The organism is Allobosea sp. 47.2.35 (genome assembly GCF_024655635.1).
Lineage (GTDB): Bacteria > Pseudomonadota > Alphaproteobacteria > Rhizobiales > Beijerinckiaceae > Allobosea.
Genome location: NZ_JANLGI010000001.1, coordinates 1 through 18,190, shown reverse-complemented (window position 1 = coordinate 18,190; position 18,190 = coordinate 1). Strand labels below are relative to the sequence as shown.

The following is an 18,190-nucleotide window of genomic DNA, read 5'->3' as shown; positions in this document are numbered from 1 at the left end:
TCGCTCCTGCAAACGCAGGACGCGGCCGGCACCCGCCCCGCCTATCCGCATTCCGGCCCAATTCCGCCTTGGGCACGCCGAATTCGGCAGTGCCAATCACGGCGACGTGATTGCGATCTGGAGGGGATGATTTCGATGCGAAGCCATATTGCCGCCGCCCTGATTCTGGCCCCCGGCCTTGCCAGCGCCGCCGAGACCGAACTGGCAAGCCGGATCGACCGCGTCACGGTCTTTCCGGACGGCGCGGTGGTGACGCGGCTCGGCAAGGCCGACCTGCTGCAGGGCGTCTCGCAGATCGTGCTGCGCGGCCTGCCGGCGACGATCGACCCCGCTTCGATCCGTGTCGAGGGCAAGGGGGACGGTTCGTTCTCGGTCGGGGCCGTCGATGTCCGCGTCACGCCGGGCGACGCCAAGCCGGTGCTCGACACGGTGCTGGAGGAGAAGCTCAAGACGCTGCGCGACGAGAAGGAGAAGCTCTCCGGCCAGATCGGCGCGATCGAAGCGAAGCGCGCCACGATCGAGCGCTTCGCGCAGGTCGGTCCCGACAAGCTCGGCCCGGACGGCAAGGCCCTGCCGGTCGCCGACTGGCCGGCGGTGTTCGAGGCGATCGGCACCGCACTGGTCAAGGTCCAGGACGAGTTGCGCGGCACCCGCAACCGCCTCTCCGATGTCGAGGCCGAGATCGCGGCGCTGGAGCGCGCCCGCCCGCAGGCCAGCCGCCCCGGCGCACCGAAGCGCGACGTCGCCATCTCTGTCGAGGCGCCGCAGCCGGTCGCGGCCGAGTTCACCGTGACCTATCGCGTCACCGGCGCGAACTGGACGCCGACCTACGAGGCTCGCCTGACCACGACCGGCGAGAAGCCGGAAATCGCCCTGACGCGCCGCGCCGAGATCCGCCAGCGCACCGGCGAAATCTGGGACGATGTCGCGCTCACGCTCTCGACCACGCGCTCGGCCGGCGGCACCCGCGCGCCCGACCTCGTCCCGATGCAGGTCGCCTTTTTCGAGCCGCTGCCGACTTTCGAAAGCCGCGCGCGGGCCGTGGCCCTCGCACGCAAGGCGGAAGCAGAGAAAGCGGCCCCTGCTGCGGCCGCCCCGCCCAACCTCCGCTTCAGCGGGGGAGCTTCGCGCGACGATCTCGCGGCAGCCGCGCCGAAGCCCGCCGAGGTTCAGGTCGCCGCGATCGAGGCCGGCGCCTATCAGGCGAATTTCCAGGTGCCCGGCCGCGCCACGATCCCGCAGGACGGCAGCTCCAAGACGGTGACGCTGACCCAGCGCAAGGTGGAGGCGACGCTTTCCGCCCGCACCGCGCCGGAGCTGGAGCAGAAGGCCTATCTGGAGGCCGGCTTCGTCCACGAGGAGGAGGCGCCGCTGCTGGCGGGCCGCGTCGCGCTACATCGCGACGGCACCTATGTCGGCATGGGCCAGTTCAGCCTCGTCGCGCCCGGCGACAAGGTCGAGCTTGGCTTCGGCGCCGATGACCGGATCAAGGTCTCATTCGCGCCGGTGAAGCGCCGCGAGAACGAGCCGAGCTGGCTCGGCCAGACCCGCACCGACCAGCGCGAGTTCCGCACGGTGGTGAAGAGCCTGCACGCGAAGCCGGTCAAGATCACCGTGCTGGAGCGCATCCCCTTCTCCGAGAGCAGCGGGATCACGGTCGAGACCATCGCCGCCCAGACCACGCCGCCGACCGAGAAGCAGGTCGGCGACCGCCGCGGTGTCGCCTCATGGACCTTCGATCTCGCGCCCGGCGCCGAGAAGGAGATCAGGCTCGCCTACCGCATCAAATGGCCGGGCGACCGCGAACTCTCCTTCGAGGAGCAGCCGCTGCCGGGGAAGTGAGCCGGCAGCCTCCGCCTCAGAGCGTCAGGCCCATCTCGATCTCGCGCTTGCGGCCGAGATCGTTCATCCAGGTCCGGAATTGCGGCTGCGCCTCGATCTGGTGGGCATAGTGCCGCCGCAGCGCCTGTGTCAGCCGGCCGCCGCGTCCGAGCTGCGCGTCGGCGAAGCCGATCATCACCGAATTCGGCCAGGCCTGCGGCCGAATCTCGCGCAGACGGGCGAACAGCACGTCCTCGTCCTCGGCCGCATCGGCCTGCGCCATCAGCGTCATCATGGCGGCCGTCGAGCGCGAGATGCCCATATGGCAATGCACCAGCAGGTGGCCCTTCACGCGGCCCGTCGCGGTCTCGCGCAGACCCTCGCCGAAGCCGAGGATTTCGCCGACATGCTCCGGCGTCGGCATGATCTGGCCGGGCTTGGGGTCGATGATGTCGTGAAAGCGCAGCGTGACGCGATGATGCTCGCCATAGGTCCCGAAGGCCTCGATCTCAGCCCGGTCGGGATCGAGCACCGATAGCACATGCGTCACTTCGCGGGCGCTGTTGCCGGGCAGCTCCTCGATGCCACAGATCGTCAGGGTCGAGATGGACAGGGTCTTCATGGCGTGCCTCCGCTGCGAAGCCCGCCGCCTAGCGCTCTTGCGCCGGCTACACAACCGCCGGAAATGACGGGCTGCCCTGCATGATTGCGACCGGCCCCGGAGGGCCGGCCGCGATGCGCGTGGTCAGGCGGCCTTGGCCTGCCCGAGCTCCTGGTCGACGACGCCGACCCAGTAGCGCACGCCATCCGGGATGATCGCGTCGTTGAAGTCGTAAAGCGGCGTATGCAGCCCGACGAAGGAGCCGTCGGGGTTGACGCCATTGCCGATGCGCATGAAGGCGCCCGGGCGCACCAGCATCATCTCGGCGAAATCCTCGCCGCCCGTGCCGGGCCGCAGCTGGCCGTTGACCTTGTCGGCGCCGACAGCCGCCGTTGCCGCCGCGACCGCGACCTTGACCTGCTCGGCCTCGTTCACCAGCGGGCTGGTGCCGCGATGGTAATAGGCCTCCGCCTTGCAGCCCCAGGCCGTTGCCGTCGCGGCCGCAAGCTCGGCGATGCGGCGCTCGACGGTGTCGCGCACTTCCATGGAATAGGTCCGCGCCGTGCCGCCGATGACCAGTTCGGACGGGATGACGTTCGAGGCGTTGACGTCGCCGCCATGGATGAAGCCGACGCTGATCACCGCCGTGTCCAGCGGGGCGACGTTGCGGCCGATGATGCCCTGAAGCCCGAGCACGAAATGGGCCTGGGCATAGGTGATGTCGGTCGAGCGATGCGGCTGCGAGCCGCCATGGCCGCCGACGCCCTGGAAGGTGACCTTCCAGAAATCCGCCGCCGCCAGGAACGGGCCGACCGTGGTGCCGAAGGTGCCGGGCGCCATGCCGGGCGTGTTGTGCAGGCCGTAGATCGCGTCGCAGGGGAAGCGCTCGAACAGCTTGTCGGCGAGCATCGCGTTGGCGCCGCCGCGGCCTTCCTCGGCCGGCTGGAAGATCAGGTTGACGGTGCCCTCGAAATCGCGGTTCTCGGCAAGATAACGCCCGGCCGCGAGCAGCATGGTGGTGTGCCCGTCATGGCCGCAGGCATGCATCCGTCCCGGGTTCTTCGAGGAATAGGGCAGGTTCGTCGTCTCATCGAGCGCGAGGCAATCCATGTCGGCGCGCAGGCCCACGGCACGGCCGGGCCTGTTGCCGCGGATCACGCCGACGACACCGGTCTTGCCGACATTCTCGGTGACCTCGACACCCCACTCACGAAGCTTGTCGGCGACGAGTTTGGCCGTACGGACTTCCTCGAGGCCGAGTTCGGGGTGCTCGTGGATGTCGCGACGGATCGCGGTGAAGGCAGCATGATGCTGGTCGAGCCAGGCGTCGAGCTTCGTCATGGTCGGTGAAATCCCCTCTCCTGTGGGCCGCATGCGGCATGGCCCCTCCAGTGCCGCGCGCTGACCCATAGCCCTTACGCCCGATTGTGGCAGCATCACTGCGCAGATGCTGCAGGGCGGCCATGCTCCGGCAGTTTATCCCGCCAAATTGGTGTCCGGGTAGTCGGAAAACTTGACCTGCGCCCCCTATTGGCCCATGAGGGCTTGCAAGGACCTGCCCCGAAACCCCGGCCTTGCGCCGGGGTTTTGCATTTGCGCGGGCCGCTTGCACAAGGCAACGCGGTAACAGCAGGGACACCTCGCTCATGGCGAATGTTGTGGTGGTCGGCGCCCAGTGGGGCGACGAGGGCAAGGGCAAGATCGTCGACTGGCTCTCCAGCCAGGCCGATGTCGTCGTCAGGTTCCAGGGCGGCCATAATGCCGGCCATACCCTGGTCATCGACGGCGTGGTCTACAAGCTCTCCCTGCTGCCCTCCGGCATCGTCCGCCCCGGCAAGCTCTCGGTCATCGGCAACGGCGTCGTCGTCGATCCCTGGCACCTCGTCGAGGAGATCAACAAGCTGCGCGCGCAAGGGGTGGCGATCACCCCCGACAACCTGCGCATCGCCGACAACGCGACGCTGATCCTGCCGCTGCACCGCGAGCTCGACCATTTCCGCGAGACCTCGAATGCCGGCATGAAGATCGGCACGACCAAGCGCGGCATCGGCCCGGCCTATGAGGACAAGGTCGGTCGCCGTGCCATCCGCGTCATCGATCTCAAGGACGAGGCCCTGCTCGAGGCTAAAATCGAGCGCCTGCTCGCCCATCACAACGCGCTGCGTCGCGGCCTCGGCATCGGCGAGGTCGACGGCAGGGAGCTGCTCGGCCAGCTCAAGGCGATCGCTGCCGAGGTGCTGCCTTATGCCACATCGGTCTGGGCGCTGCTCGATGCCGAGCGTCGCGCCGGCAAGCGCATCCTGTTCGAGGGGGCGCAGGGCGCCCTGCTCGATGTCGATCACGGCACCTATCCCTTCGTCACCTCCTCGAACATCGTCGCCGGACAGGCCGCGACCGGCTCCGGCATGGGCCCCTCGGCAGTCGGCTATGTGCTCGGTATCGCCAAGGCTTACACCACCCGCGTCGGCGAAGGCCCCTTCCCGACCGAGCTCTTCGACGAGATCGGCGAATTGATCGGCCAGAAGGGCAAGGAATTCGGCGTCGTCACCGGGCGCAAGCGCCGCTGCGGCTGGTTCGACGCCTGCCTCGTGCGCCAGACGGTGAAGACCTCCGGCATCGACGGCATCGCGCTGACCAAGCTCGACATCCTCGACGGCTTCAAGGAGATCAAGGTCTGCGTCGGCTACAAGCTCGACGGCCAGGTCCTCGAGCACCTGCCGGCCGGCCAGAACGACCAGGCCCGCGTCGAGCCGATCTACGAGACGATCGAAGGCTGGGAAGGCTCCACCGCCAATGCCCGCTCCTGGGCCGACCTCCCGGCGCAGGCGATCAAGTATGTCCGCCGCATCGAGGAGCTGATCGGCGCCACCGTCGCCGTGCTCTCCACCAGCCCGGAGCGCGACGATACGATCCTCGTCCATAACCCTTTCGAGGGTTGACGGCGGGCATCATCAGCGACAAGTGAGGCCAATGGCCGACTTCTATCCGATCCTGGCGCGTGCGGTCGCCGGGCTGCCCGAAACCTCCCCCGAGGCCCGGCGCGCCATCTACGACCGGGCGCGGGCTGCGCTCGTCGCGCAGCTGCGCGGGCTCGACCCGCCGCTGAGCGAGGCCGAGATCATGCGCGAGCGCCTGGCGCTCGACGAGGCGGTCGCCCGGATCGAGGCGGATTACGACGAGGCTCCCGCGCCGCCGCCGGCATCGGACGGCCCGGTGATCCGCACCGTCGAGAACCCGACATTGCCGATCCGGCCGCCGGTACCGAAGAAGGCGCCGGAATTCGCACCGCTCCCGCCCGCCGCGGGGCAGGACGAGGGCGAGCCGCTGCCTGAGCCGGCCGAGCCGCAAGTGGCGCGTCCGCGGGTGCAGCCGCCGCGCGAGCGGCGCGTGAAGCCCGGCCATATCCGCTCCGCCGTCGTCGGTGGCGTCGTGGCGGTCGCCGTCGCGGCCATCGCGGCCACCGCGATCTATGTCCACAAGCTGCGGCCTCAGGACACTCCGCGCCCGAGCAGCGATACGGCGCAGCGGACACAACCGGCCCAGCCCGACAATGCCGGCAAGATCGCCGAGCGCGCCGGCGAGCCCGGCACCCCGCAACAGAACCGGCCTGCCGGCAATCAGCAGAACAACACTCCCGGCACGCCCGTGCCGCAGCCCGGCGGCGAGATCGCGGTCGCCCAGCGCGCCGTGCTGTTCGTCGAGGTGCCCGAGACCCCGCAGCAGCCGCAGACCTCGAATGGCCGCGTGTTCTGGCGCCTCGACAGCGAGAGCGCCGGCCAGGGCCGCCCGATCGAGACCATCGTGCGCGCGACCGTCGAGATTCCCGATACCGGCCTGAGCCTCGACTTCACCATCCGCCGCAACACCGATTCGGCCTTCCCGGCCTCGCATATCATCGGCCTGCGCTTCACCAGCACCGGCGACCCGGCTTCCCAGACTGTCAAGGAAGTCGGCGTTCCCCAGTTCAAGAGCGTCGAAGGCGAGCGCGGCGCGCCGCTCTCGGCGATCAATTCGGCGCTGGGCGACAACCTCTTCGTCGCGGCGTTGTCGAATGTTCCGGTCGAGGTCGAGCGCAATGTCGAGCTCATCCTCAACCGCAGCTGGATCGACGTGCCCGTGCGCTTCGCCTCCGGCCGGCGCGGCATCATAACTTTCGAGAAAGGCGTCTCCGGCAGCCAGACGCTCGCCGACGCCTTCGGCCGCTGGCGGTAAGACAACGGCAATGCCGCCATCATGCTCGGGGCGAGCCCGAGCGTGATGGCGACCTGCCTCTAGCTCTTCCGCTCCGCCGCGAAGCGCGCCGCAGCCCGCAGCACATCCGCCTCGGCGCCGAAGCCCACGAGCGCCGCCACGGCCTCGGCGCTCAGCCGGTCGCGCTCGCGCTTGGCGCCGTCGAGGCCGAGGGCGCCGACCAGCGTGCCCTTCCCCTTGTCCGCGTCCTTGGCCGTCGCCTTGCCCATCTGCTCCGCATCCGATTCGACGTCGAGAATGTCGTCGGCGATCTGGAAGGTCGCGCCCAGTGCCCGGCCATAGCGTCCGAACGCGGCCAGTGCCGCCGCGTCCGCGCCACCGAGCCTTGCACCGATCTCGACGCTCGCCGCCAGCAGCGCCCCGGTCTTCATCGCCTGGAGCCGGCGGATCTCCGCTTCCGGAAGCGCGCCACGTACCGCCTCGAAGCGCCCTTCGGCGGCAAGGTCGAACATTTGGCCACCGACCATGCCCCCAAGTCCGGAGGCCCGCGCGAGGCAGCTGACCAGCGCCGCCCGGACCGCACCGGATTCATGCGTCTCCTCGTCGGCCAGCACCTCGAAGGCGAGCGTCAGCAGGGCGTCGCCCGCCAGGATCGCCGTCGCCTCGTCGAAGGCCTTGTGCACCGTCGGCCGGCCGCGCCGCAGGTCGTCATCATCCATCGCCGGCAGGTCGTCATGCACCAGCGAATAGCAGTGCAGCAGCTCGACCGCGGCACCGGCACGCCGGGCCTGCTCGGCTGGAACCCCGAGAAGTCTGGCCGTCTCGACCGTCAGAAAAGGCCGCAATCTCTTGCCGCCGGCCAGCGCACCATGCCGCATCGCGGCAACGAGGCGCGGCGGGCGCGCGATCTCACCGGGAGCCGCGACATCGGACAGCAGCGCCTCCAGCAGCGTCTCGATGGCGGCTGCATTCTGCGCCAGCCGGGCGTCGAGATCGCCAAGGCTTGCCGGAGAGGGGACGGAACTCATGCGCAGGTCTCGCGTTCGCTGCCGGAAGGGGGGCCTTGCCGGACGATGATCGCATCGTCAAGCTGCGCCGCCTCGGGCTCGGCCCGCCATGGCGGGCTCTTCAAACGGCAGCGGAGGTGAAGCAAGGTGCTGGGTAGGGTTCTCGGCCTGTGCTTCCGGATCGCCCTCTGGCTGCTCCTCGCCCTCGCGGCGACGATCCTGCTCTATCGCTTCGTGCCCGTACCCTCGACCCTGATGCTCGGTCGCTGGCTGGTACTCAAGCCCGTCGAGCGCGATTGGGTGCCGCTCGACCAGATCTCGCCGCATCTCATCAAGGCCGTCATCGCCTCGGAGGACCAGCGCTTCTGCAGCCATCGCGGCGTCGACTGGGTCGAGCTCAACAAGGTGCTGGAGAACGAGGACGGACCGAGTCGCGGCGCCTCGACGCTGACCATGCAGACCGCCAAGAACGTCTTTCTCTGGCCGGGCCGCTCCTACATCCGCAAGGGATTGGAAATCCCGCTGGCCATGGCGATCGACCTGGCCTGGGGCAAGCCGCGCGTGATAGAGGTCTATCTCAATGTTGCCGAATGGGGCGAGGGCCTGTTCGGGGCCGAGGCCGCCGCGCAGCGCTATTTCCGCAAGCCCGCGTCGCGCCTGACGCCGGCTGAAGCCGCCAGGCTTGCCGGCGCCCTGCCCAATCCGCTGCTGCGCAACCCGGCCAAGCCGAATCGGGGGCTGCAATCCGCCGCCGGCCGCAGCCTGCGCCAGCTCGGGCAACTTGGATCGCTCGGGGATTGCGCCCTGCCCGGCTGATCGGCAGGATATCGGGCGTTCCGCGCCATGCCGGCGAAGAAATCCGGATTCGGCACTAGCAATCCTCGCCCCGACCGTGTATGGCCAACGCCTCACGAGATTGATCCGTCGCCGTGGCGGATGCTTGGCCTTGGGCCAGCGTCCGGGCGGTGGCACGATGGAGAGTACAATGGCCGTTCCGAAGAGAAAGACGTCGCCGTCGAAGCGTGGCATGCGCCGCTCGGCCGACGCCCTGAAGCAGCCCACCTATATCGAGGACAAGAACTCGGGTGAGCTGCGCCGTCCGCACCATGTCGACCTGAAGAGCGGCATGTATCGCGGCCGTCAGGTCCTGAAGGTCAAGACCGACGCCTGAGGCGTCGTCACCGACTTGTCAAAAAGGCCGGCGCCTGCGCCGGCCTTTTTTATGTGCGCCGCCATCTGAACCCGCATCGGCCTCGACGCGACAATGACCTAACGTCATAGTCGTACCAGAGGGGGGCCGCCATGACCTGTCACCCAGCGCTCAACGGCCGTATCGTTGCCTGGCTGAGGCAGCGGCGGGTCGGTTCCCAGCACGGCAATGGCGAATGCTGGACCCTGGCCGAGGACGCCTTGCTGGCGAACGGCGCCAGAAGCTCCCGCCAGCTCACCCCGCATTTCTCGGCAAGCGCCGACTATGTCTGGGGCGACGAGGAGCCGAATCCGACGTCTGTCACAGCCGGCGATATCCTTCAGCTTCACAACTACAGTGTCCAGAAGACGGTCCGCGTCATCGATTTCCTCAGCGGCCCGTCCGGCCGGGCGCGCCCGCCGCTGGTGCTGCGGCTGCCCCATCACACCGCGATCGTGCTGCGTGTCATCGTCCCCGGAGCGCTGCTGGAGGTCGTCGAGCAGAACGTGCCGCTGCCCGGCTCGACGCGGCCGGACAAGGTCGTCCAGATCAATCGCTTCGCGCTGGCGTCCTGCCAGGGGCGGGAGAGCACCTATTCCGATGCCGGCGATCAGGAAACCGTGCTGACGACCTATGCCGTCCTCGGCGGCCGCGTCCGCGCCTTCCATCCCCAGCCACGACCATAAGCACCCGGAAGCCCGCGGTCGCTCTCGGGCAAAAGCCGCGCCGTCGCCCGGTAGAAACCCGCCGCCGCTTGCGGGCTCGCCCGCCCGCGTCGTGCGAAGGGCCCGATCTCGGCCCGCGCCGCCGCCGCTTGCAGGAGTACCAGCGCGGATGCGTTGGCATCGGCGGCATTCCGTTCGCTCCAGCTTGCGGCCTCGACCATGTTTCACTCCGGCACAGGTCAATCGTGACGAAGTTCTTGTTGCAAGGCGGCGGCCAGCCTTAACGCCGCGTTAATCTGAAATACCGCATCGTTTCGAAGCACTTCCCATCTCATGGACAGGGCGACGAGGCACCAGAACGGGGCTCCGCGGCCGTCCTATCGAGGCCGACCGATGCCCTCCCCGTCGATCTTCAGCTTCCAGAACGGCAGCCCGGTTGATCCCCGCAGCATCCTCTCCTCGATCGGCGAAGTGGTTTATGGCTGGGACATCCAGAGCGACACGCTGAACTGGGGGCCGAATGCGGCCGAAGTCTTCGGCGCGATTCCCGAGCAGGCCATGCAGCGCGGCCTCGCCTTCGCCGGCCTCGTCGAGCCCGGCAGCGGCCCGAGCCGCTACGACGCGATCTTCTGTTCCAGCGAGCATGACCGGGGCGAAGGCGTCATCTACCGCACTCGCTATGCGATCGATCTCGCCGGCCGCAAGATGTGGGCCGAGGACACCGGGCGCTGGTTCGCCGGCAGCGACGGCTATCCCGCCAGCGCCCGCGGTGTGCTCAGGCTCGAACGCGCCGCCCGGCCCGACGAGCTCGAGCAGTTCGGCAACGAGCTCTGCGACCGTCCGGCGCTGGTCGAGCGAATCGGCCAGGCCCTGCAGGAGCACCTGCCGGCGGAGCGGCCGGTCGTCGTCCTCGTCGCCACCATCGACGAGCTCGCCCGCCTCAACGACGATTTCGGCCACGAGGCCACCGACGAGATCATCAGCACCGTCCATGAGCGCCTGCGCTCGGTGACGCGCCGGCGCGACCATCTCGTCCGCTATGCCGGCAACAGCTTCGCCATCCTCCTCGTCGGCTGCCCGCCGGAGCAGGTCGAGCAGGCGGCCCGCCGCTTCATCAAGGTCGTCGCGCAATCCGCGATCGAGACCAGCCACGGCATCGCGCTGGTGCGGCTGCGTGTGGGCGCCGCGAGCGCGCCAGAGCTCGGCAGCCATGGCGGCACGCTGCTGGCCGCCGCCGAAGGCGCTCTGGCGAGCGCGCGCGCCGGGTCGATCGACACCGCCGTAACAGCCAGGCCCCAGCCCCGGCGCAGCCCCGGCACCGAGCAGACCGGCTTCGACGTGCAGGCCATCGCGGCCCTGAACGATCGCCGCGTGCGGCTCGCCCTGCAGCCGATCGTTCGGACGGGCACGCGCGAGACCGCCTTCCACGAGGCGCTGCTGCGCGTCGGCCAGGGCGATACCGGGCTCTACTTCGCCTCGGCCGAGCTTATCCCGATGCTGGAGCGGCGCGGCCTCGTGCGGCTGTTCGACCAGCGCGTGCTCGAACTCGCCATCGAGATGCTTGGCGCCGATCCCACGCTCAACCTCTCGGTCAATGTCTCGCCGCGCTCGCTGAACGACCCCGAATGGTTCGACGCCTTCATCGCCTGCACGGCCGCCGCGCGCGGCATGGCCTCGCGCCTGATCGTCGAGATCACGGAAACCGCGACAATCGAAAGCCCCGCCCGCATCGCCGAATTGCTCGGGCGCATCAAGGACCAGGGCGCGCGCGTCGCGATCGACGATTTCGGCGCCGGCCACACCTCGCTCCGGCACCTGCGCGCCTTCCCGATCGACATCCTCAAGATCGACGGCGCCTTCACCCAGAACCTGCGCCGCTCCACCGACGACCGCTTCTATGTCCGCACGCTGGTCGAGCTTGCCGGCCATCTCGGCGTCGAGACCGTGGCCGAATGGGTCGATGACGAGATGCAGGCGAGCATGCTGCGCGACTGGGGCGTCACCTATCTGCAGGGCCATCTCGTCGGCCGGGCCGAGCTGCGTGCCTCGGTGCAGCAGGCGAGCTATCGGAAGCTCGCGGCCGGTTGAGGCAGACGCGCGGCGGTCATTCCAACACCTGGTCCGGAACCGCTTCCAGCCCACTACTGACGTAACTGTTTTCTGGCTAGGGCGGCACGTCAACGCTAGGCATCAACAACATGAGCCATGAACTCTATCGAATGATCGCCTCCTAGAGGAAATGGAAATCCACTTCCGGCTCGATCGTCATCGCTACGACAGCATCATGATCGCTACGACTCTCGTCGGTCAGCCGATTGGGATCGATCTGCTTTAAGATGGATATGTCGAGTACCCGCTGTTTCGAGGCAACGAGGATGTCGAGGAGGACCTCCCCGCTTTGGAGACGCTGATCAGGGAACACGCCGATCCCTGAGATCGACATCCGCTCCTGACCGATTGCGGAAGTTGCCGGCCAAGGCCATCGTCAGCGAATGAACATCGTTCTGGTGCTGCAACATGGCGACACTGAGGACGCGAAGCTGATTGGTTTCTATCGGTCGCACCAGCTACCCGTGAAACGAGAAACTCGTCGCCGTTCTCGCACCAGAAATTTTACGACGCCTTGAACATATACCGTCAGCTTCTGAAGCAGGCTCCGTCGCAACGGCAGGAAGGCCTGAATAAAAATGGCCAAGGGAACGGTATATAGAAGCGGGCACGAGTGGCCGTCCGCGAGGCGCCTGAGGGGCAAATTTCGCCATGCGGCATTCGTGGCGCTTGCAGGCTTGTTGCCTCCGTTGCTTGGGCTGCCAGTCTTGTCATGGCAGGTTCGCCAGGCCATCGAGGCCGAGGCAGCGGGCATTCATGAATTCGTCGCCACGCGCATCGCTGCCATCTTCACCCATGCGAATAACGCCGCAGGTGAAGTGACGAGCCTCGTCGGCAGTTCATGTGCGTCCGCCGGTCTCGGCCTGAGATTGGGCGTGACGGCCCATCCCTTCGTGCGTTCGCTGAACCTCGCAGAGAACGGCAGGATCTACTGCTCGTCCCTCGAAGGTTCTGTCGACTATGCGGAGGAGGCAGAAGCCTACGCCGATGGGCGCTTGCGTTTGATGCCCGGCAATCAGGTGACTCCGAGCCGAGCCTTGGTCGTCTACCGGCAGGCAACACAATCCGGCTCCGTTCTCGTCGGCATCGACGGACAGCACCTTTTCGATGTGCTGAGCCTGGGCGTTAGCGAATTCACGGTCCAGGTCGGCATCAAGGGAAACTGGGTCGGGCCCAAGGGCGTGGTAACCGCGGCGTTAGACGGTACCGGAGAAGCAGTCGCCAGTTTCATGGAGTCGACCGACTATCCGTTCGCCGTCGGGGTCGCTTACGACAAGGGCCGCATCTGGCAGAATCTGGCGACGGAATATTGGCCGTCCTGGCTGCTGCTTGCGTTACTGGGGGTGTTGTCCGGCTACGCGGTCCATCGCTTCGCGTCGCGGCACAGTTCCCTGGCAGCCGAACTGCAGCGCGCGGTCGAGGCCGACGAATTCGTCCCATTTTATCAACCCATTGTGCTTGCCGAATCCGGCAAGCCAGCCGGGGCTGAAGTGCTTGTTCGATGGATGCACCCAAGCGAGGGGCTCATCCCACCGAACCAATTCATCCCGCTGGCCGAACGCACTGGTCTGATCGTACCGATGACCTATCGTCTGATGGAGCAGGTTAAGCGCGATCTGAGCAGCCAGTTGTCGAGGCTTCCGGCTCGATTTCACATCGGTTTCAATATTTGCGCAGCCCACTGCAAGAGCATGGAACTGCTCGAACGATGCCGGGATTTCCTTGAGCCATTTCCACCGGATTCCGTGGTTATGTTCGTCGAACTCACAGAGCGTGAGGCTATTCCGGCTACTCCTTTGACCGATGAATTGTTCATACAGCTCGACCGGATCGGCGTTCAAGTCGCCCTGGACGATTTCGGCACCGGAAACTCCAGCCTAGATTACCTGCAAAGGTTCACCGTCAATGCCCTGAAGATCGACCAAAGCTTCGTAGCGAAGGCTGGGGCGGAGTCGCTATCCAGTCACATCCTGGACATCGTTGCCGATCTGGCAGGAAGGTTGAAGCTCACCCTCATCGCGGAGGGCGTGGAAACGGCGGCGCAACGCGACTATCTCGAAAAGCTCGGCGTGGATTACATGCAGGGATATTTGTTTGGCCGGCCGGTTCCCTTCAACAATTTTGCCTCTGTACACTTGGACCAACCGGCCAAGCCAATCATGCCAAAACAAGTCGAATCGGCTTGAAATCTACGCTTTCCGCATTGTTTCGCACGCCTATCAACATAGCGTAAGCTAATAGGCATCGGGCAAACAGAACCTAATGGCTGCAATTTCCGCCTTCGCTACAGCTCAGACATTCGCGGCACCGACCACTCGCTGACAAAGAAGCCGCGCCCTCGTCCTCCGAGAGCGCGGCTCAAATTGCTCAGGCCAACCTCAGCGCGAGCGCGACAGCTTGTCCAGCCTCTCGCGCATTTCGTTGAGTTCGCGCTTGAGATCGCCGATGTCGCCGCTGGCTGCTTCAGCCGCGGGCTTCGCGCCGGCAGCCGCTTCCTGCTTGGCCTGCGCCGCCGCGGTGAACGGGTTGAACAGCCGGAACGCGTCCTGGAAGATCTGCATGTTCGCGCGCGTCTGCGCCTGGATGGCGTCGAGCGCGTTGCCGCCGAAGGCCGAGCCCCCGAAGGCCTTGGTCATCTGCTCGCGGAACTTGCTCTGCTCCTGCGTGAGGTTCTCCATCGAGAACTCCAGGTAGCGCGGCACCAGCGCCTGCATGCTGTCGCCGTAGAAGCGGATGAGCTGACGCAGGAAGGCGATCGGCAGCAGGTTCTGCCCGTCCTTGGCCTCTTCGTCGAAGATGATCTGCGCCAGCACCGAGCGGGTGATGTCCTCCCCCGACTTCGCGTCATAGACGACGAAATCCTCGCCCGAGCGCACGAGCCCGGCGAGATCCTCCAGGGTGACATAGGAGCTTGTGCCCGTATGATAGAGACGCCGGTTGGCGTATTTCTTGATGACGGTCGGTTCTTTGTCGCTAGCCATCGGTCCTGCTTGACGTTGATCCGCGGCCGCCGGTGGTTCCGGCGTGCTCTGCGAAACGGTCTCCCATGGTCAGACGATAGCCTGTCGGTGCTGCACCGCAAGCTCTTTGAGCGGGCGCTGCAAAAAAGCGCCGAAGTCTCTGCAACCGCAGGCATACGCCCGCCCTTACGTCACCCGATTGGCGATGCCCCGGTCGATTTCGCCTCTCGCCCGTCTTGACGGCGCCGCAACAGGCTTCGAAGGTGGCGGGGAACGGTTGAGCCGGCGGGAGCGGCGCAACCGTAACAACAAAGCGAGGAACCCTCTCATGGCAGATTCGGATATCGTGATCGTCGGTGCGGCCCGCACCGCGGTCGGGGCCTTCAGCGGCGCTTTTGCCAATACTCCCGCCCATGATCTCGGCGCCGTCGCGATCAAGGAAGCGCTGAAGCGGGCCAAGGTCGAGGCGGCCGAGGTCGATGAAGTCGTGCTCGGCCAGGTGCTCGCCGCCGGTCAGGGCCAGAACCCCGCCCGTCAGGCCGCCATGGCTGCCGGCATCCCGCAGGAGAAGACCGCCTGGGGCCTCAACCAGCTCTGCGGCTCGGGCCTGCGCACTGTGGCCATCGGCCTGCAGCAGATCGCCAATGGCGATGCCAGCATCATCGTCGCCGGCGGCATGGAATCGATGTCGCTCGCCCCGCACGCCTCCTACATGCGTGCCGGCACCAAGATGGGCGACGTCAAGTTCGTCGACACCATGATCAAGGACGGCCTCTGGGATGCCTTCCACGGCTACCACATGGGCACGACCGCCGAGAACGTCGCGACCAAGTATCAGATCAGCCGCGAGGAGCAGGACCGCTTCGCCGTCGCCTCGCAGAACAAGGCCGAGGCCGCGCAGAAGGCCGGCCGGTTCAAGGACGAGATCGCCCCGGTGACCATCTCGACCCGCAAGGGCGACATCGTCGTCGACAGCGACGAATATCCGCGCCATGGCGCGACGCTGGAAGCGATGGCCAAGCTGCGCCCCGCCTTCTCCAAGGACGGCACGGTGACGGCCGGCAACGCGTCCGGCCTCAATGACGGCGCCGCCGCGCTCGTCATCATGACCGCCAAGGAAGCGGCCCGCCGCGGCCTGACCCCGCTCGCCCGCATCGCCTCCTGGGCGACGGCCGGCGTCGATCCGCAGATCATGGGCACCGGCCCGATACCCTCGACCCGCAAGGCGCTCGAAAAGGCCGGCTGGAAGGTCGGCGATCTCGATCTCGTCGAGGCCAACGAGGCCTTCGCGGCGCAGGCGCTCGCGGTCAACAAGGACCTCGGCTGGAACCCGGACATCGTCAACGTCAATGGCGGCGCAATCGCGATCGGCCATCCGATCGGCGCGTCCGGCGCCCGCGTGCTGGTGACGCTGCTGCACGAGATGGCCAAGCGCGATGCCAAGAAGGGCCTCGCCACGCTCTGCATCGGCGGCGGCATGGGCGTCGCCATGGCCGTGGAGCGCTGAGACAAGCGCCCCGCCCATGGCGAAGCGTACCACGCTCTACCGCTATCTCACCGGGCCCGATGACGCCTCCTTCTGTCATCGGGTCTCGGAAGCGCTGAGCCTCGGCTGGTCGCTCTACGGCCAGCCCACCCTGACCTTCGACACGGTCCAGGGCCGTGTCATTTGTGGCCAGGCCATCGTCAAGGACGTGGACGCGGACTACGCGCCCACCCTCGAACTATCTGAACAATAACGGCGAAACGCCGCAGGGATCATCTGAAAGGGAGACTGGCCTATGGCGAAGGTGGCATTGGTTACGGGGGGCTCGCGCGGTATCGGCGAGGCGATCTCGAAGGGTCTGAAGGCGGCCGGCTACAGCGTCGCCGCGAGCTATGCCGGCAATGACGAGGCTGCGGCCAAATTCACCGCCGAAACCGGCATCAAGACCTATAAATGGGACGTCTCTGACTATGATTCCTGCGTCGCCGGCATCGCCAAGGTCGAGGCCGATCTCGGCCCGGTCGACATCCTGGTCAACAATGCCGGCATCACCCGCGACGGCATGTTCCACAAGATGACCAAGGAGCAGTGGGACGCGGTGATCAACACCAACCTCAACTCCCTCTTCAACATGACCCGCCCGGTCTGGGAGGGCATGCGCGCCCGCAAGTTCGGCCGCGTGATCTGCATTTCCTCGATCAACGGCCAGAAGGGCCAGATGGGCCAGGTGAACTATTCCGCCGCCAAGGCGGGCGATATCGGCTTCGTCAAGGCGCTGGCCCAGGAAGGCGCGCGCGCCGGCATCACCGTCAACGCGATCTGCCCCGGCTATATCGCGACCGAGATGGTTAGGGCGATCGACCCGGCCGTGATCGAGAAGTCGATCCTGCCTCACATCCCGGTCGGCCGCCTCGGCGAGCCCGAGGAGATCGCGCGCGCCGTGGTGTTCCTGGCCAGCGACGATGCCGGCTTCATCACCGGCTCGACCCTCTCGGCCAACGGCGGTCAGAACATGGCCTGATCGGGCCACCATACCGCATCACGCATTTGGGACCGCCGCCCGGCAACGGGCGGCGGTTCTGCTTTTTGGTCAGGCCATGGCAGGGCGAGGCGAGCCGTCGGCCTCCGTTGCCTCGGGCGTCTGCGTGATCGCCGGATTGAGCGGATCGATGACCTCGAAGGGCCGCTCGACCTTGTCAGGCGCCTCGCGCATCCGCATGCGCAGGCCGGCGAAGGCCGCAAGCGCCAGAGCGATCGCCGCCATGAAATAGAGCAGCCCGTCGATGTCGAAGCGCGCCATGATGCCGGCCCCAACCAGAGGCCCGAGCGCCGAGCCGAAGCCACTGACCAGAATCAGGCGCCCGCTGACCGCGACCACCCGGTCGGCCGGCATCCGGTCGAGCGCATGGGCGACGCAGACCGGGTAGAGCGTCGACATGAAGCCACCGAGCAGCGCCGCCACCGGCAGCACCGCGAGGAGCGAGCGCGGCATCGCCACCAGCAGGATCACGGCCGCCGCATAGCCGACCGCCAGCCCCGCCAGCACGAGGCGGCGGTCATTACGATCGGACAGGCGCCCGACCGGCACCTGGAAGGCGAGCCCGCCCAGCACCGCGACCAGCATGAACAGCGCGATCGTCTGCTGCGGCGCGCCGTTGCTAAGCATCCAGGCCGGCACGAGCGCGTAGAAGGCGCTGGTCACGATGCCGCTGACCACGCAGCCGACGACCGAGATCGGGGCCTGTCGCGACAATTCGCCGTAGCGCAGCTTCGCTTCGGGCTTGAGGCCGGGCGCTTCCGCCCGCGTCGTGCTGACCATCACCAGCGCCAGCGCGAAAAGCGCGATGACGACCTGGAACGCCCCCGCCGCCTGGATCGTGAGCCCGGCCACGGCGAGCTGGCCGATCGCCAGCGCGACGAAGGTCCCGACCATATAGGTCGAGAAGATGCGGCCGCGCTGGTCCGGCATCGCCTTGGCGTTGAGCCAGCTCTCGGTCGTCACGAACAGCCCGACGCAGCCGATGCCGATCACCACCCGGCAGGCCGCCCAGACCAGCGCCGAGGTCCAGAGCGGCATCAGGGCTGTCAAATCGCATTGAAGCGCAGCCCCCTTATCGCGTTGAAGGCTAGCCCCCCTTAGGCTCGCGCCGACGTGCCGGGA

General features: G+C 67.1%; 17 protein-coding genes. 11 read left to right on the top strand and 6 right to left on the bottom strand.

Annotation, left to right across the window (positions count from 1 at the left end):
- Window positions 1–135: 135 nt before the first annotated feature.
- Window positions 136–1,842, top strand: a complete 1,707-nt coding sequence (locus NUV79_RS00085) for a mucoidy inhibitor MuiA family protein (protein ID WP_257731050.1) — start codon at window positions 136–138, stop codon at window positions 1,840–1,842.
- Window positions 1,843–1,858: 16 nt separating this feature from the next.
- Here NUV79_RS00085 and NUV79_RS00080 read toward each other — a convergent pair whose 3' ends face one another.
- Both NUV79_RS00080 and NUV79_RS00075 read right to left on the bottom strand, forming a co-directional pair.
- A complete protein-coding gene (locus NUV79_RS00080) occupies window positions 1,859–2,443 on the bottom strand; it encodes a tyrosine phosphatase family protein (RefSeq protein WP_257731049.1) in 585 nt (194 codons plus the stop codon).
- A gap of 123 nt (window positions 2,444–2,566) precedes the next feature.
- Window positions 2,567–3,763, bottom strand: coding sequence for an amidohydrolase (locus tag NUV79_RS00075; RefSeq protein ID WP_257731048.1), 1,197 nt, complete (start codon window positions 3,761–3,763; stop codon window positions 2,567–2,569).
- 305 nt (window positions 3,764–4,068) lie between these two features.
- Between NUV79_RS00075 and NUV79_RS00070 the strand changes: the two genes are divergently transcribed.
- Window positions 4,069–5,361 carry an adenylosuccinate synthase gene (locus tag NUV79_RS00070; protein ID WP_257731047.1) on the top strand — a complete coding sequence of 431 codons (1,293 nt, stop codon included), beginning with the start codon at window positions 4,069–4,071 and terminating at the stop codon, window positions 5,359–5,361.
- A 31-nt stretch (window positions 5,362–5,392) separates the two neighbouring features.
- Window positions 5,393–6,634, top strand: coding sequence for a chromosomal replication initiator protein DnaA (locus NUV79_RS00065; protein ID WP_257731046.1), 1,242 nt, complete (start codon window positions 5,393–5,395; stop codon window positions 6,632–6,634).
- 59 nt (window positions 6,635–6,693) lie between these two features.
- Here NUV79_RS00065 and NUV79_RS00060 read toward each other — a convergent pair whose 3' ends face one another.
- The gene (locus NUV79_RS00060) at window positions 6,694–7,641 is read right to left on the bottom strand and encodes a polyprenyl synthetase family protein (protein WP_257731045.1); all 948 of its coding nucleotides are present in this window, start codon (window positions 7,639–7,641) and stop codon (window positions 6,694–6,696) included.
- 126 nt (window positions 7,642–7,767) lie between these two features.
- Here NUV79_RS00060 and mtgA point away from each other — a divergent pair, with 126 nt between their 5' ends.
- The 4 genes from mtgA (at window position 7,768) to NUV79_RS00040 (ending at window position 11,562) form a co-directional block, all read left to right on the top strand.
- Window positions 7,768–8,436 (top strand): monofunctional biosynthetic peptidoglycan transglycosylase, encoded by a 669-nt coding sequence (mtgA, locus tag NUV79_RS00055; RefSeq protein WP_257731044.1) that lies wholly within the window; start codon window positions 7,768–7,770, stop codon window positions 8,434–8,436.
- 169 nt (window positions 8,437–8,605) lie between these two features.
- Window positions 8,606–8,791 (top strand): 50S ribosomal protein L32, encoded by a 186-nt coding sequence (gene rpmF, locus NUV79_RS00050; protein ID WP_047582212.1) that lies wholly within the window; start codon window positions 8,606–8,608, stop codon window positions 8,789–8,791.
- A 131-nt stretch (window positions 8,792–8,922) separates the two neighbouring features.
- A complete protein-coding gene (locus NUV79_RS00045) occupies window positions 8,923–9,495 on the top strand; it encodes a hypothetical protein (RefSeq protein ID WP_257731043.1) in 573 nt (190 codons plus the stop codon).
- A 372-nt stretch (window positions 9,496–9,867) separates the two neighbouring features.
- Entirely contained in the window at window positions 9,868–11,562 is a 1,695-nt protein-coding gene (locus NUV79_RS00040; protein ID WP_257731042.1) for an EAL domain-containing protein, read from the top strand.
- Window positions 11,563–11,704: 142 nt separating this feature from the next.
- On the opposite strand, the gene NUV79_RS00035 is transcribed toward NUV79_RS00040, so the two are convergent.
- Entirely contained in the window at window positions 11,705–11,917 is a 213-nt protein-coding gene (locus NUV79_RS00035) for a hypothetical protein (protein ID WP_257731041.1), read from the bottom strand.
- Between the two features lie 244 nt (window positions 11,918–12,161).
- On the opposite strand from NUV79_RS00035, the gene NUV79_RS00030 reads away from it, so the two are divergent.
- Complete coding sequence (locus tag NUV79_RS00030) at window positions 12,162–13,769, top strand: cyclic diguanylate phosphodiesterase (protein ID WP_257731040.1); 1,608 nt, start codon at window positions 12,162–12,164, stop codon at window positions 13,767–13,769.
- Window positions 13,770–13,961: 192 nt separating this feature from the next.
- Here NUV79_RS00030 and phaR read toward each other — a convergent pair whose 3' ends face one another.
- Window positions 13,962–14,564 carry a polyhydroxyalkanoate synthesis repressor PhaR gene (gene phaR, locus NUV79_RS00025; protein ID WP_257731039.1) on the bottom strand — a complete coding sequence of 201 codons (603 nt, stop codon included), beginning with the start codon at window positions 14,562–14,564 and terminating at the stop codon, window positions 13,962–13,964.
- 307 nt (window positions 14,565–14,871) lie between these two features.
- Here phaR and NUV79_RS00020 point away from each other — a divergent pair, with 307 nt between their 5' ends.
- Genes NUV79_RS00020 through phbB form a run of 3 tightly spaced genes read left to right on the top strand, consistent with a single transcriptional unit; the run spans window position 14,872 to window position 17,050 of the window.
- Complete coding sequence (locus NUV79_RS00020) at window positions 14,872–16,050, top strand: acetyl-CoA C-acetyltransferase (RefSeq protein WP_257731038.1); 1,179 nt, start codon at window positions 14,872–14,874, stop codon at window positions 16,048–16,050.
- A gap of 16 nt (window positions 16,051–16,066) precedes the next feature.
- On the top strand, window positions 16,067–16,282 hold the full coding sequence (locus NUV79_RS00015) for a DUF1737 domain-containing protein (protein ID WP_173044255.1): 216 nt from the start codon (window positions 16,067–16,069) through the stop codon (window positions 16,280–16,282).
- Window positions 16,283–16,324: 42 nt separating this feature from the next.
- Window positions 16,325–17,050, top strand: a complete 726-nt coding sequence (phbB, locus tag NUV79_RS00010) for an acetoacetyl-CoA reductase (protein WP_257731037.1) — start codon at window positions 16,325–16,327, stop codon at window positions 17,048–17,050.
- Between the two features lie 69 nt (window positions 17,051–17,119).
- On the opposite strand, the gene NUV79_RS00005 is transcribed toward phbB, so the two are convergent.
- Window positions 17,120–18,106 (bottom strand): MFS transporter, encoded by a 987-nt coding sequence (locus NUV79_RS00005; RefSeq protein WP_257731036.1) that lies wholly within the window; start codon window positions 18,104–18,106, stop codon window positions 17,120–17,122.
- Window positions 18,107–18,190 lie beyond the last annotated feature (84 nt).

Excerpts from the sequence above, each read along its gene's own strand:
- NUV79_RS00085 (WP_257731050.1), top strand. The coding sequence starts at position 136 with ATGCGAAGCCATATTGCCGCCGCCCTGATTCTGGCCCCCGGCCTTGCC.
- NUV79_RS00080 (WP_257731049.1), bottom strand. The coding sequence starts at position 2,443 with ATGAAGACCCTGTCCATCTCGACCCTGACGATCTGTGGCATCGAGGAG.
- NUV79_RS00075 (WP_257731048.1), bottom strand. The coding sequence starts at position 3,763 with ATGACGAAGCTCGACGCCTGGCTCGACCAGCATCATGCTGCCTTCACC.
- NUV79_RS00070 (WP_257731047.1), top strand. The coding sequence starts at position 4,069 with ATGGCGAATGTTGTGGTGGTCGGCGCCCAGTGGGGCGACGAGGGCAAG.
- NUV79_RS00065 (WP_257731046.1), top strand. The coding sequence starts at position 5,393 with ATGGCCGACTTCTATCCGATCCTGGCGCGTGCGGTCGCCGGGCTGCCC.
- NUV79_RS00060 (WP_257731045.1), bottom strand. The coding sequence starts at position 7,641 with ATGAGTTCCGTCCCCTCTCCGGCAAGCCTTGGCGATCTCGACGCCCGG.
- rpmF (WP_047582212.1), top strand. The coding sequence starts at position 8,606 with ATGGCCGTTCCGAAGAGAAAGACGTCGCCGTCGAAGCGTGGCATGCGC.
- NUV79_RS00045 (WP_257731043.1), top strand. The coding sequence starts at position 8,923 with ATGACCTGTCACCCAGCGCTCAACGGCCGTATCGTTGCCTGGCTGAGG.
- NUV79_RS00040 (WP_257731042.1), top strand. The coding sequence starts at position 9,868 with ATGCCCTCCCCGTCGATCTTCAGCTTCCAGAACGGCAGCCCGGTTGAT.
- NUV79_RS00035 (WP_257731041.1), bottom strand. The coding sequence starts at position 11,917 with ATGTCGATCTCAGGGATCGGCGTGTTCCCTGATCAGCGTCTCCAAAGC.
- NUV79_RS00030 (WP_257731040.1), top strand. The coding sequence starts at position 12,162 with ATGGCCAAGGGAACGGTATATAGAAGCGGGCACGAGTGGCCGTCCGCG.
- phaR (WP_257731039.1), bottom strand. The coding sequence starts at position 14,564 with ATGGCTAGCGACAAAGAACCGACCGTCATCAAGAAATACGCCAACCGG.
- NUV79_RS00020 (WP_257731038.1), top strand. The coding sequence starts at position 14,872 with ATGGCAGATTCGGATATCGTGATCGTCGGTGCGGCCCGCACCGCGGTC.
- NUV79_RS00015 (WP_173044255.1), top strand. The coding sequence starts at position 16,067 with ATGGCGAAGCGTACCACGCTCTACCGCTATCTCACCGGGCCCGATGAC.
- phbB (WP_257731037.1), top strand. The coding sequence starts at position 16,325 with ATGGCGAAGGTGGCATTGGTTACGGGGGGCTCGCGCGGTATCGGCGAG.
- NUV79_RS00005 (WP_257731036.1), bottom strand. The coding sequence starts at position 18,106 with ATGCCGCTCTGGACCTCGGCGCTGGTCTGGGCGGCCTGCCGGGTGGTG.